We start from the raw sequence: 13807 nt of genomic DNA, 5'->3' as shown, positions 1-13807 counted from the left end.
ATCCAAAAGCAAAGGCCGGGTTTCCCCGGCCTATGCATCATCAATTGCTGATTTTTCAGTTCGTCGCATTGTAGGCGGTGATTGCCGCCATGTTGACGATGTCGGAATCTTTCGCGCCGATGGTGACGATCTGCGCCGGCTTGTCGAGGCCGACGAGCAGCGGCCCGATGATGGTCGCGCCACCCAGTTCCTGGAGCATGTCGGCGGCAATCGAGGCCGAATGATTGTCCGGCGTGACGATCACATTGGCCGGGCCCGACAGGCGGATGAACGGATATTGTTCCATCAGCTTCGGGTTCAGCGCCACATCGGCACTCATTTCGCCGTCGAATTCAAAATCGACATGGCGCGTTGCCAGAATGCGGACGGCCTCCTGAATGCGGGCGGAACGTTCACCGCCCATATGGCCGAAGGTCGAGAAGGCGGTCAGCGCCACGCGCGGCACATAGCCCATGCGGCGCGCCATGCCTGCCGCTTCCACGGCGATATCGGCCAGTTCGGCCGCACTTGGCATTTCATGGACGGCGGTATCGGCGATGAACACGGTGCGTCCGCGGCAAAGCGCGATGGAAACGCCGACCATGCGGTGGCCAGGCTTGGAATCGATCACGCGGCGCACGTCGTCCAGACCCGTCGCGTAATTGCGGGTCACGCCCGTCACCATGCCGTCGGCATCGCCAAGCGCCACCATGCAGGCCGCAAAATGATTGCGGTCATTGTTGATGAGGCGGTGACAATCGCGCGTCAGATAGCCCTTGCGTTGCAGCTTCTCGTAGAGATAGTCGGCATAGGCGGCATTGCGGCTCGACAGGCGCGCATTGATGATTTCGATACCGGGGCGGTCGAGATCGAGACCGGCGGCTTTCGCCGTATCCCGCACCCGTTCCTCGCGGCCAACCAGAATGGCGGTGCCAAGGCCCTGATTGACGTAGGAAACGGCGGCGCGCATCACCTGCTCTTCTTCGCCTTCGGCAAAGACGATGCGCTTCGGCTGACGGCGCACGCGCTCATAAATGCCGCGCAATGTGGAAGCGATCGGATCGCGCCGTGCCGACAATTCGCGCTTGTAGCCTTCAATGTCGGCAATGGCGCGCCCGGCAACGCCGGTCTCCATGGCCGCCCTTGCGACAGCCGCCGAGACGGACGCAAGCAGGCGCGGATCGAACGGCACCGGGATGATATAGTTCGGGCCGAAGCGCGGGCGGCTGCCCTGATAGGCGGCGACCACATCGTCCGGCACATCCTCGCGGGCAAGCTCGGCCAGTGCGTTGACGGCGGCGATCTTCATCGCATCGTTGATGGTCGTCGCGCGCACATCGAGCGCACCACGGAAGATGTAGGGAAAGCCGAGAACATTGTTGACCTGGTTCGGATAGTCCGAACGCCCGGTGGCGACGATGGCGTCATCACGGATGCGCGCCACTTCCTCCGGCGTGACTTCCGGGTCGGGATTGGCCATGGCGAAGATGATCGGGTTCGGCGCCATGGAACGGACCATCTCTTCGGTGAATGCACCCTTGGCCGAAAGGCCGAACACGACATCCGCGCCATTCATGGCATCGGCGAGGGACCGCTTGTCGGTCTTCACCGCGTGCGCCGATTTCCACTGGTTCATGCCCTCTTCGCGACCCTGATAGACGACGCCCTTGGTGTCGCACAGGATGACGTTTTCCGAGGCAAAACCCATCGCCTTGATGAGTTCGATACAGGCAATGCCCGCAGAGCCTGCGCCATTGCAGACGAGCTTCGTCGTCTTCATGTCGCGGCCGGTCAGATGCAGCGCATTGATGAGGCCGGCGGCGGCGATGATGGCCGTGCCGTGCTGGTCGTCGTGGAAAACCGGAATATCCATCAATTCGCGCAGGCGGCTCTCGATGATGAAGCAGTCCGGCGCCTTGATATCTTCCAGATTGATACCGCCAAATGACGGTCCGAGATAGCGCACCGCATTGATAAAAGCGTCAATGTCGGTCGTATCGACTTCAAGATCGATGGAGTCGACGTCGGCAAAGCGCTTGAACAGCACGGCCTTGCCTTCCATCACGGGCTTGGAGGCAAGCGCTCCCAGATTGCCGAGACCGAGGATTGCGGTGCCGTTCGAGATGACGGCGACGAGATTGCCCTTGGCTGTATAGTCATAGGCGCGGGCGGCGTCTTCGGCGATTGCCTTCACCGGCACGGCCACGCCCGGAGAATAGGCAAGCGACAGGTCGCGCTGCGTGGTCATGGGCTTGGTGGGATTGATCTCCAGCTTGCCCGGACGGCCCTGCGCGTGAAAGTCCAGCGCTTCCTTCTCACTGGCTGTGGGTGCGCGTTCTGATGTGTTGCCCTTCGGCGTCGAGGCTGGCATGTTCCCTCCGGTTTCATCTGCGGGAGAACCTCGATAGCGCCAGTCACGCATTGTGTAAACAGTGCTTCGAGGAATAGATATTCATCCAAAAGCGATGGAATACGAAATTTTATAACTTTAGCCTTGCTGGCTAAGCAATAAATGAAGGTTTTCAGATGGAAACGACGGTGAACGAACACAGCTTGGAAGCGGAAGACAATGCCGCCGAGGCAGCGCCCGTTCGCCTGACGCCCATGATGGAGCAATATATCGAGATCAAGGCGGCGAATGCCGATTCGCTGCTCTTCTATCGCATGGGCGATTTTTACGAGCTGTTCTTCAATGACGCCGTGGAGGCTTCCGCCGCGCTCGGCATCACGCTTACCAAGCGCGGCAAGCATCTGGGTGAGGATATTCCCATGTGCGGCGTGCCGGTCCATGCCGCCGACGACTATCTGCAAAAGCTGATTGCCAAGGGCTATCGCGTCGCGGTCTGCGAACAGGTGGAAGACCCGGCGGAGGCGAAGAAGCGCGGCTCGAAATCGGTGGTGAAGCGCGATGTGATCCGTCTCGTCACGCCCGGAACGCTGACCGAGGAAAAGCTGCTGGACCCGGCGGAAGCCAATTTCCTGATGGCCATGGGGCGCACGCGCGGCGACGATGCGTTGGCGCTTGCCTGGATCGATATTTCGACCGGAACCTTCCGTGTGGCGGAAACCACGTCCGACCGGCTCTTTGCCGACATCATGCGCGTGGACCCGCGTGAACTGGTCGTGGCCGACAGCGCCTTCCATGATGAAGAACTGCGCCCGGTCTTCGATCTGGTCGGCAAGGCGGTGACGCCGCAACCGGCAACGCTTTTCGACAGTGCAGCGGCGCAAGCGCGCATCCAGCGCTATTTCAACGTGGCGACACTGGATGGTTTCGGCCAGTTCAGCCGTCCGGAACTTTCCGCCATTTCCGGCGCAATCGCCTATATTGAAAAGACGCAGATCTCCGAGCGTCCGCCCCTGATGCGGCCTGAACGCGAACATGAGGGTGGCACGCTTTTTATCGACCCGGCCACGCGCGCCAGTCTGGAACTGGCGCGTACCATGTCGGGCAACCGCGATGGGAGCCTTTTGAAAGCCGTTGACCGCACGGTAACGGGCGGCGGTGCCCGGCTTCTTGCCGAACGGCTGACGGCGCCGCTCACCAGCCCGAAGCAGATCGCGCTGCGGCTTGATTCCGTTTCCTGGTTCCTGAGCGAGCCGACGCTCTGCCAGGCCATGCGGGCGGAACTGAAAGGCGTGCCGGATATGCCGCGCGCCCTGTCGCGGCTGGCTGTCGGGCGCGGCGGGCCGCGCGATCTGGGCGCGCTTGCGCGTGGTTTCGAGGCCGCGCATGTCATTGCAAGCCTTTTGGAAGGTGCCTTGCTGCCCGACGAACTGGCGCAGGCGCGCGATGCCGTCAGCGCCATGCCTGCCGTTTTCACCGCGCATCTCGACCGGGCGCTGGCCGATGAACTGCCGCTCCTCAAACGCGATGGCGGTTTCGTGCGTGAAGGCTATAATGGCGAACTCGATGAAATGCGGGCCTTGCGCGACCAGTCGCGCCGGGTGATCGCCGGTCTTCAGGCCGATTATATCGAAGAGACCGGCATCCGGTCGCTCAAGATCAAGCACAACAATGTGCTTGGCTATTTTATCGAGGTGACGGCCAACAATGCCGGGGCGATGACGGATACGGATGAAGCCAAGGGCCGCTTCATCCATCGCCAGACCATGGCCAATGCCATGCGCTTCACCACCACCGAACTGGCGGAACTGGAAAGCAAGATCGCCAATGCCGCCGACCGCGCATTGTCGATCGAGCTTGCCGTGTTCGAGGAACTGACGGCGGAAGCCGTCTCCCATGCCGACAATATTCGGGCCGCCGCATCGGCGCTTGCGGTGTTCGATGTGTCCGCGGCGCTGGCCGTGCTGGCGGAAGAGCAGGGCTATTGCCGCCCGCAGGTCGATGACAGCCTGTCCTTCAACATTGTTGCCGGTCGCCACCCGGTTGTCGAACAGGCGCTGCGGCGTCAGGCCGCCAATCCGTTTGTCGCCAATGATTGCGATCTCTCGCCGCAAACGGACGGCGGCAATGGCGCGATCTGGCTCCTGACCGGCCCCAACATGGGCGGTAAATCGACCTTCCTGCGCCAGAATGCGCTGATCGCTATTCTTGCGCAGATGGGCTCCTTCGTGCCTGCCGGTTCCGCACGGATCGGTGTCGTGGACCGGCTGTTCAGCCGCGTCGGTGCTTCCGACGATCTGGCGCGCGGGCGCTCGACCTTCATGGTCGAAATGGTGGAAACGGCTGCGATCCTCAATCAGGCGGGCGAGCGCTCTCTGGTGATCCTCGATGAGATCGGGCGCGGTACGGCGACGTTCGACGGGCTTTCCATCGCCTGGGCGGCCGTCGAATATCTGCATGAGAAGAACCGTTGCCGTGCGCTGTTTGCCACGCATTTCCATGAAATGACGGCGCTTTCGGAAAAGCTGGAGCGGCTTTCCAATGTCACCATGCGGGTCAAGGAATGGGACAATGACGTCGTTTTCCTGCATGAAGTGGCGAAAGGTGCCGCCGACCGTTCCTATGGCGTGCAGGTGGCGCGTCTGGCCGGGCTGCCTGAAGCGGTGGTCAATCGCGCGCGCGATGTGCTGCATCAGCTGGAGGCCGGCGAAACTTCCGGCAAGGCGGATAAGCTGATCGATGATCTGCCGCTGTTCTCCGTCGCCTTGCAACAGGAAAAGCCGAAGCCGCAGCTTCAGGCGAAGGACAGTGATCTGGCCAGGGCGGTCGCTGCCATCAGCCCGGATGAGCTGACGCCGCGCGAAGCACTGGACCTGATCTACAAATTGAAGGAACTGGCCGGAAAGGCGTGAGGTTTCCGAACCCTCACCCTTCGCCCCTTTGACAGACTAGAGCGGTTCCGGTTTAAATGGAATCGTCGGAACCGCTCTATCTATTTGTTTTCACGCATTATCCGACGCAAAACCGCTTCGCACTTTTGCTGGAAATGCTCTAAACGAAGCGGTTCGCTTCCGCGCCGTAATAAGTAATGTAGCGGCTGGAAATGCGCTCGATGGGCAGGATGATGAACACATCGGTCGTGCCGAAGGCTTCATCGATCACCGCGCCATCCCCGATCATCGCACCGAGACGCAGATATCCCTTCACCAGAGGCGGCATGGAGAAAAGCGCAACCTTGTTGTTGATCGCTTCCTTTGGCATCAGGTCCATGGCCTGATAGCGGTGGGGCAGGGCACAGACGTCCCAGTCATCCGCGGCGCGGCAATTATGGTGAAGGAACGACAGGCCGAGCGCGTGCGCGGCAGGCACAGCACCGTGGAATGAAGCACAGCCGAACATCACATCGATGGAATGGCGGCGGCAATAGGCCCATGCCCCCTGCCACAGAAGCTCGACGGTGCGCTTGGAACGATATTCCGCCTTCACGCAGGAGCGCCCCAGCTCAAGCAGGCGAAGGTTCGGGCGCGAAAGAGCAAGACGCTGCACGTCATATTCGTCGGCCGAATAAAAGCCGAGCGCCTTTTCCGCCTGATCGCTGCGCATCAGCCGGTAGGTGCCGACGATCTGCTGATGATCGGGCACGGGCAGAGCCGTGTCATAGACCAGAAGATGGTCACAAATCGCATCGAAGCGGTCGGCATCACGCAGCTCCACGGCTTCGATGTTTTCGCGACGCGCGCCCATTTCATCGAAGAAAACACGGAACCGCAATTCCTGCGCGGCCTCGATGGCCTCGCGTGAATTTGCAAGCCGTACTTCCAGCGATCCGATACGCCCCAGAACGATGGGGTCGCCGTTGGACGCGAACAGCGCCTGTTGTGCTTCTAAGCCTGACATGACCGTATCATCAATGATTTGCTGGTCCATTCCAAGCAGTTCTGTCATGATGATGGCTCCTGATTTGTCTTTTCACGTATTCCTGAACGGCTTTCCCACTGATATTTCAGTAAAAGCTAACTTATTCCGAATTCTCGTCCGGTCTGATCGCATGAACGGACGTCCGGCTCGGTCGAAGCAGTACAGATTCAGTGCTACGCGACGATGACAGAAGCATGTCACCAATGTGTCATTCCGGGTGGTCGGACCTTATCCTCTTCAAAAAGCTTTCAATTTCACAAGATCAAATTATGCAAAAGACTGAAACTGTTCAAGCCGCCCAAAATTAGCGGGCAGTCCTTTCGCGTCGCCAGCCAAGAAACTCTTCCAGAATGATGAGGCCGGCGCCGATGGTAATGAATGTGTCGGCAAGGTTGAAAACAGCAAATGACCATGTCGGCAGATGGAACAGAATATAGTCCACGACATAGCCGTTCATCACACGGTCGATGAGATTGCCGATGGCCCCGCCGATGACAAGGGCAAAGCCATAGCGGGCAAAGATGCGGTCCGGCGCATTGGTCCACCACAGGTAAAGCACGAATGCGATGACTGTCGCGGTGATTGCGACCAGTCCCCAATCATGCAGCCATGCCAGCATGGAAAAGGCGATGCCTTCATTGTGCGTCCGGAACAATGCGAGGAATGGCAACAGGTCGATCTGCTGGCCATAGCCCATCCGCGTTTCCACCAGATGCTTGACGCCCTGGTCGATCAATATGGTGAATATGACAACGAAAAGCGAGGGCCAGACCGCATGCCGCTTCATCAGGTAGCCCTTTCATCGAGCGTGAGTGCGTCGCGACGGATTTCATAAAGCATGACGCCGGTGGCAATTGCGAGATTGAGCGAATCCGCCCGGCCTGCCTGCGGAATGCGGGCAAGCTTGTCGCATGCAGCGGCAAGACTGTCGGGCAAGCCCTGCTGCTCGTTGCCCATCATCAGCATGACCGGCTTGCCGGCATAGGCAATGGTGCGGTAATCGACGGCGCCCTTGAGATGGGTGCCGACCACAAGGCCGGAAAAACCCTTGCGCCAGTTGAGGAAATCGGCTTCCGCCACCTTGTAGAGCGGCATGGAAAAGACCGACCCCATGGTGGCGCGCACGGTTTCGAGCGAATAGGGATCGGTGGTGTCGCCGATCAGGATCACGCCCTTGGCGCCCACCGCATCGGCGGTACGGATGACGGTGCCCAGATTGCCGGGGTCGCGCACGCGGTCGAGCGCGATATAAACGTCATTGTTCTTTGGCTTGAGGCTTGCAAGCGGGCGATATTGCTGCTCGAAAACACCAACCACCATTTGCGGATTGTCGCGGCGGGTGATGGCAGCCATGATCTTTTCGGTCACTTCCAGCACCAGTCCGCCCTTGGCGAAGGTGCGGGCGGCAACCTGCTCCACCATTTTGTTGCCCTTGCCTGACTTGGCGAAAACCAGCGTCTTGATGCGCCAGTCCTGTTCCAGCGCGTCGATGACGAGCTTCAGCCCTTCGGCTAGAAACACGCCCTGCTGGTCGCGGAATTTCTTCAGCGCAAGCGAGCGCAGATCCTTCACGATCGGGTTGGTGAGGCTGGTAACTTCCTTGACCTGTCCCACCCGCGGGCTTTTGGAAAAATCGTCGTCACGGCTCATTTGGCTACCCAGCGGCTGAACATGGAAGTGGAAAGTGCGCGTCCTGCCGCCCGTTCGCGCAGGATAAGTTCGCCCGATTCGACCGTGCCGCCAAGGCCTGTGAAACGATCACGCATCAGTTCGTGAATGGCGAAGAAGGAGGCGCGGATCGAATAGGCGGTCAGGATGACGGCGAGCGGCTTCGGCGTCAGGATCGAGCGGCAGGTATCGACCATGGCGGGCAGGTGCTCGAACAGCTGCCAGACCTCGCCGCTTGGGCCGCGCCCATAGGCAGGCGGATCGAGCAGGATGATGTCATAGAAGCTGCCGCGCCGCTCCTCGCGCTGCACGAATTTCATCGCGTCTTCGCAGATCCAACGGATCGGCTTGTCGGAAAGCCCGGCCATTTCCTGGTTTTCACGCGCCCAGAGAATGGCTTTCCTGGATGCGTCCACATGGGTCACTTCGGCGCCCGCACGCGCTGCCACCAAAGAGGCAAGACCCGTATAGCCGAAAAGATTGAGCACCTTCACGCTGCGTCCGGATTTTACCCCCTCGCGGATAAGCCCATCCATATAAGACCAATGGGCCGCCTGTTCGGGAAATACGCCGACATGGCGAAACGAGGTGAAACGGCCATGAAAGGAAATGCCGTCATGCTGCATCGGCCATGTTTCGCCGAGCGGCACTTTGGGAAACGCCCAGCGCCCGATGCCTTCCTCGTCGGTATTGCCGGTGAAGATTGCATCGGCCTGATCCCACTCTTTTTGCGGCAGGCTTGGCAGCCAGATCGCCTGCCCTTCCGGGCGCACGATCCGATAGGGGCCGTATTGCTCCAGCTTCAGCCCGTTGCCGCTGTCAAGCAGCGCATAATCGGTCGAGGGTTCCGTTTCGAGGATGAGCGGCAGTCTTTCTCCCGGACGCGCACCGGCATAAGGCTTGATTTCGCGCAGCGGAGCGGCGGGCTTTTCATCCAGGGGCTTGGGTGCGGCCTTGGCGAATTGCGGGCGCGGCTTTTTGAAAGACGAGCCTTTATTGTCAAATTTGCCTTCCGGGCGCGGCGCATCATGTCTCGCGCGCTCGAAACCACGGTCCTGCTTGCCGCCCGACGGCTTTTTGCCTTTTCCCTTTGGCGCTTTCACCCGAAACTCCAATCATCGTGATTGGGGTCTAGGTAGGATAAACAGAAGCGGTGGGGAAGGGGAAAACGACGTTCAATCGCGCCAAATGGCGTTTCAAGGCTTGAAAACCCGGAAGTTTTGCTTCCGGGTTCGGGAAGGGCGGGGCTTTCAGGCGTTCGCTGCCGGTATATTGCGTTTTTCGGCGGCAGTGTTGCGTTCCAGGAGGCGCGCGGCTTCCTGTTTGTACATGCGTTCCTTGCGGCGATGCTTGCCCTGCGTGAGCCATGTCACCAGAGAGCCGATGACGACACCGACAAGAAGCGCACCGAACAGCCACAGGAACAAGGGCGCATTATAGGACAGCGCCGGATTGCCCGGATTGAACGGATCGATCGTCAATTGCACCGATGCGCGATTGGCCACGGACAATGCGATCAAAACCACTGCAAGCGGCACGAGAACAATGATGGCGATGATGCGTTTTGCCGCCATGATGTCGATCAGACTGCGCAGTTGAGACGGTCGCGCAGTTCCTTGCCGGTCTTGAAGAAGGGCACCCACTTTTCTTCCACGTCTACCGTTTCGCCGGTGCGCGGATTGCGGCCGCTGCGTGCCGGGCGGTTTTTCACCGAAAAGGCGCCGAAGCCCCGCAGTTCAACGCGATTGCCTTCGGCAAGGGCGTTTGTGATCTCGTCGAATACCGCGCCCACGATGTTTTCGACATCGCGTTGAAAGAGATGCGGATTGCGGCTGGCGATAATCTGAACGAGTTCCGATTTGATCACGGCTTTAAACCCCTGTGCTTCTGTCTGTTTCATCCGGCGCCTGCCGGATGGTGTTCGTGTGCCCGGCTGGCGTCAATTCGCGTCAGGCGTACCGTCAACGTGCCAAACCGAGAGAAGTCCGTCAAGAAAGATGCGTTCCCGTGCGATCTCCTTCAACATGCCGTCGGCTTCCTGCGGCAGGCCGATGAGGCGCGCACCGGCATGAATGATGAGATCGCGCAGCGAGAAGCCGGTGTCGCTGCTGACCGGTTTCCATTCCAGACGCGGCAGGTCTTTCGACAGCCCCTTGCTCGTAAGCCAGACAACGGCTTCTTCTTCGCCACCCAACCCGTCGATCAGCTTCTTGTCCAGCGCCTGCCGTCCGGTGAACACGGCCCCATTGGCCAGCGCCAGCGCCTGTTCATGCGTGAATGAGCGGCGCTTTTCGACAATATCCACAAACCACGCATAGGAATCCATGATCATGTTGCGGATCATGCCCTTGGCTTCTTCGCTGGCCGGACTGAAATAATTGGGTTCCGCCTTGAGCGGTGAGGATTTGATGGTTTCGACCTTCACGCCGATGGTGTCGAGAAGCTTGGAAATGTCGGGATATTGAAACAGGACCCCGATCGAGCCGACGATGGATGTCTGCCGCGCGATGATATGGTCGGATGCACTGGCAATCATATAGCCGGCGGAGGCGGCAAGCGTGCCCACCTGGGTCACGACCGGCTTTTTCTCCGCAATCTTGCGCACCGCATCGAAAATCGCCTCGCCGCCGACCGTCGTTCCGCCGGGCGAATCGAGAACCAGAATCACGCCCTTGACGGCATCGTCCCGGCCAATCTTGTCGAGACGCTTCAGCAATTCCTCATTCTCGAAGATCGTCCCCTCGATGCGAACCTTGGCGATATGCGGCTGGCTGAAATTGGCGCCGCGCAGGGACCAGAAGGCGAAAACGGCAATCAGGGCTGCGATCAGAAGCAGGAAGGCTGCGCGCCAGACCGTCAGCTTTCTGCGCAATTTCCGGCGTTCGATGATTGCTTCGGCGTCCTGGGCCATTCCCGTCCTTCCGTTCGTTCAAACAGCGTGGTTTACGCTCGGCATTACACCTTTTGCCTCGAATGGAGGCACGCGGCAAGCCTCTTCGGAAAATCGGGGGCGAGAGTGCCTGAAATACACAGTGTAATGAAACGATACGGGATTGTGTTGTCGCCATGGATTATGCCGTGCAAACGCGGCTTGGTTGCATTATGTTCTTCTGTAATTCGGGGGCGGTTTGTGGTATCAAAGAGTTGATTAGCATTCTATCTAAATTCGATGGGTGCAAATTGGGCTGAATTATCAAAGACATGAACCATTCCTGCTCCCGGTTTGCGAGGCGGGTGTGGTGTTTTGCGCGGTATAAAGCTATTGAGCGGCCGGCTGTTTCACCCCAAATAAACCTTATTGAAATGAAAAAGCGCGACACAGGCGCGATGATCATTGAATTCTGCGAAGCCGTTAGGGAATCGAACGCGACATGACTGCCGATACCACACATAGCCATGCCCCGCAGAACGCGACTGCTTCCGGTCGCGGCGCGGGCGGCATGCGTTTTGGTGCATCGGAGAAGGCCGAGTCGCTTTTCCATGCCGCGCAGCGTCATTCGATCCGCGTCAGGGTCTTGAAGACAGCGCTTCCGGTTGCCGCGGTCATCGTGGGGGCCGTGTTTTCCTGGTACACGTTTCTTGCAACGCCGAACACGCCTGTAAAGGTGGAAGTGAATAATGGCGGCGAAAGCGGAAAGCTCGTCATGACGAGCCCGCATCTGAATGGCTATACCAAGGACAATCGCCCCTATTCGATGACGGCGGCGAAGGCGACGCAGGATGCGAAGAACAGCGGTGCGATTTCGCTTCAAGGCATTTCGGCCGAGCTGCCCATTGGTGAAAAGGGCACAGCCAAGGTCGAAGCGACATCGGGTATCTACGATAATGCCAATGGTCGTTTGCAACTTGATAAGGACTTTACTGTTACGACGGATGACGGATTGCGTGCCGTGCTGCATTCTGCGGATGTCAATTTGAAAAGTGGACAGATCACCACCGACAAGCCTGTCGATATTCGCAGCGGCAACACGCATATTCTGGCCGACAGCATGCAGGTCAAGGACAACGGCAAGGTTCTTATTTTCGAGAACAAGGTTCGAATGACTGTTGACGGCAGCGTTGTTTCGCCCAACAAGGCTCCCTGAACAGGGGGCTGATTTGAGGGCAGGGGAGCGTTCGGGCCAATTATTCCGTGCGGGCGCTTGAATGCATTTTGAAGCCGGTTTTCGGATCGAAATGCGCTCGAAAACAAATTGTTAGGGCCTGATTCCGATGCTGTCGGAATGCTACGGGCTCTAAACGGCTTTTTTGATCGCATTTTGCGATGCTGAATGTTCCCATTTGGCCGCAAAGTGCTTAATGTTGCGTCTGACCGCATGTCGGCCGAGGGATGGTCGAATGCTTCGGGGAGCTGAAAATATATGGAGCGCGAGACGGGCAGGATGAACAAGGGTACGATGGCCCGCACTTTGCGGATGGGATTTGCAGTTCTGGCGCTGGGCTTTGTCGCGGCTCCCTCAGCCTCTCTGGCGCAGGAAGGCGCTGCCGTGAACGGCCTGAAGCTTTCCAACAGCAAGTCGCCCGTCAAGATTGACGCTGACAAGCTGGAAATGCGCGACAAGGAAGGCATTGCCGTCTTCACCGGCAATGTTGCCGTTTCGCAGGGCGACGCTCTGCTGAAGGCGGGCCAGATGACGGTCTATTACAACAAGACCAAGAAGGATGGCGAGGCGCAGGCCCCGGAACCGGCAAGTGCCGGCGTGGGCGGCCTTGATTCATCGAGTATCGATCATATCGACATTTCGGGAAAAGTTTATCTCAAGTCCGGTACGCAGGTCGCAACCGGCGATACCGGCCGTTACGATGCGAAAAATCAGGTCATGGTCCTTCAGGGGCAGAAAGTGGTCCTGACCGATGGCGACAATGTCGTGACCGGCTGCAAACTGACGGCGCATCTCGATACGGGCCGCGCCAATGTCGAAAGCTGCAAGGGCCAGACCAAGGGTCGCGTATCGATCATCATGGCTCCGAAAGATCAACAGCAGGGCGGCGCGGCGCCCAGGCAGAACTGACCGGGGCACGTGTGGGATTGTTCTGGAACAAGAAGGCCGAAGGGCCGCAAGCTGCATCACAAGCTGTAAACGCTCCTTCCGATGCCGCAGGCGCCATGCCGGGGCAGCCGGGCAGATCGACGCGCCTCAAGGGCACGCTGGTGGCGCGGGGGCTTTGCAAGAGCTATCGCGGCCGGCAGGTCGTCAATGGCGTGTCGTTCGGCGTGCGGGCCGGTGAGGCGGTCGGCATTCTGGGGCCGAACGGCGCCGGCAAGACGACGTGCTTCTACATGGTCACCGGCCTGGTTCCCGCCGATGCCGGCTCCATCGAGATCGACGGTTTCGATGTCACGTCGATGCCGATGTATCGCCGTTCGCGTCTCGGCATCGGCTATCTGCCGCAGGAAGCCTCCATTTTTCGCGGCCTGTCGGTGGAAAACAACATCAAGGCCGTGCTGGAAGTGGTGGAAAAGGATCGCGCCAAGCGTGCATCCGAACTGGATGCGCTGCTGGAAGAGTTTCACATTGCCCATCTGCGCAAGGCGCCTGCCATTTCGCTTTCCGGCGGTGAACGCCGCCGCCTCGAAATCGCGCGCGCGCTCGCATCGCGGCCCAACTTCATGCTGCTCGACGAGCCTTTTGCCGGTGTCGATCCGATTGCCGTTTCGGATATCCAGCAGCTTGTGCGCCATCTGACGAGCCGCGGCATCGGTGTTCTGATTACCGACCATAATGTGCGTGAAACGCTGGGCCTTATCGACCGCGCCTACATCATTCACGCCGGTCAGGTGCTGACGCATGGCCGTCCCGCTGAAATCGTCGCCAATCCCGATGTCCGCAGGCTTTATCTCGGCGACCAGTTTACGCTTTGACGGCCTGGGCATTCGGTCGTCTCATATAACGG

At 59.2% G+C, this 13807-nt stretch carries 12 protein-coding genes; 4 read left to right on the top strand and 8 right to left on the bottom strand.

What is annotated here, in order from left to right; all coding sequences use genetic code 11:
* Window positions 1-55: 55 nt before the first annotated feature.
* A complete protein-coding gene (locus AVM02_RS16425; protein WP_411507987.1) occupies window positions 56-2350 on the bottom strand; it encodes an NADP-dependent malic enzyme in 2295 nt (764 codons plus the stop codon).
* A gap of 155 nt (window positions 2351-2505) precedes the next feature.
* On the opposite strand from AVM02_RS16425, the gene mutS reads away from it, so the two are divergent.
* Entirely contained in the window at window positions 2506-5238 is a 2733-nt protein-coding gene (mutS, locus tag AVM02_RS16420) for a DNA mismatch repair protein MutS (protein ID WP_411507986.1), read from the top strand.
* 139 nt (window positions 5239-5377) lie between these two features.
* Here mutS and AVM02_RS16415 read toward each other — a convergent pair whose 3' ends face one another.
* The 7 genes from AVM02_RS16415 to sppA all read right to left on the bottom strand — a co-directional run bounded on the left by AVM02_RS16415 (window position 5378) and on the right by sppA (window position 10823).
* Window positions 5378-6271, bottom strand: a complete 894-nt coding sequence (locus AVM02_RS16415; RefSeq protein WP_411507985.1) for a GNAT family N-acetyltransferase — start codon at window positions 6269-6271, stop codon at window positions 5378-5380.
* Window positions 6272-6548: 277 nt separating this feature from the next.
* A complete protein-coding gene (lspA, locus tag AVM02_RS16410; RefSeq protein WP_411507984.1) occupies window positions 6549-7031 on the bottom strand; it encodes a signal peptidase II in 483 nt (160 codons plus the stop codon).
* Window positions 7031-7894, bottom strand: a complete 864-nt coding sequence (locus tag AVM02_RS16405; RefSeq protein WP_411507983.1) for a TrmH family RNA methyltransferase — start codon at window positions 7892-7894, stop codon at window positions 7031-7033. Before AVM02_RS16405 ends, lspA begins: the two co-directional genes overlap by 1 nt.
* Window positions 7891-9015, bottom strand: a complete 1125-nt coding sequence (locus AVM02_RS16400) for a class I SAM-dependent methyltransferase (RefSeq protein ID WP_411507982.1) — start codon at window positions 9013-9015, stop codon at window positions 7891-7893. Before AVM02_RS16400 ends, AVM02_RS16405 begins: the two co-directional genes overlap by 4 nt.
* A gap of 147 nt (window positions 9016-9162) precedes the next feature.
* Window positions 9163-9486: a lipopolysaccharide assembly protein LapA domain-containing protein gene (locus AVM02_RS16395; RefSeq protein WP_411507981.1), complete on the bottom strand. Its 324-nt coding sequence runs from the start codon at window positions 9484-9486 to the stop codon at window positions 9163-9165.
* Between the two features lie 8 nt (window positions 9487-9494).
* The gene (locus AVM02_RS16390; RefSeq protein WP_411508060.1) at window positions 9495-9779 is read right to left on the bottom strand and encodes an integration host factor subunit beta; all 285 of its coding nucleotides are present in this window, start codon (window positions 9777-9779) and stop codon (window positions 9495-9497) included.
* Window positions 9780-9851: 72 nt separating this feature from the next.
* Window positions 9852-10823: a signal peptide peptidase SppA gene (gene sppA, locus AVM02_RS16385; protein WP_411507980.1), complete on the bottom strand. Its 972-nt coding sequence runs from the start codon at window positions 10821-10823 to the stop codon at window positions 9852-9854.
* Window positions 10824-11283: 460 nt separating this feature from the next.
* On the opposite strand from sppA, the gene lptC reads away from it, so the two are divergent.
* From lptC to lptB, 3 genes are all read left to right on the top strand, one after another.
* On the top strand, window positions 11284-11997 hold the full coding sequence (gene lptC / locus AVM02_RS16380; RefSeq protein WP_411507979.1) for an LPS export ABC transporter periplasmic protein LptC: 714 nt from the start codon (window positions 11284-11286) through the stop codon (window positions 11995-11997).
* A 276-nt stretch (window positions 11998-12273) separates the two neighbouring features.
* A complete protein-coding gene (locus tag AVM02_RS16375) occupies window positions 12274-12924 on the top strand; it encodes an LptA/OstA family protein (RefSeq protein ID WP_411507978.1) in 651 nt (216 codons plus the stop codon).
* Between the two features lie 95 nt (window positions 12925-13019).
* Window positions 13020-13775 carry an LPS export ABC transporter ATP-binding protein gene (lptB, locus tag AVM02_RS16370; RefSeq protein ID WP_411508059.1) on the top strand — a complete coding sequence of 252 codons (756 nt, stop codon included), beginning with the start codon at window positions 13020-13022 and terminating at the stop codon, window positions 13773-13775.
* The last annotated feature ends 32 nt before the right edge of the window (window positions 13776-13807 follow it).

The sequence above is a fragment of the Brucella anthropi genome, from assembly GCF_046630315.1.
Classification (GTDB): domain Bacteria; phylum Pseudomonadota; class Alphaproteobacteria; order Rhizobiales; family Rhizobiaceae; genus Brucella; species Brucella anthropi_A.
Note: the sequence above shows the minus strand (reverse complement) of the source record. Positions and strands in the feature narration are given on the sequence as shown.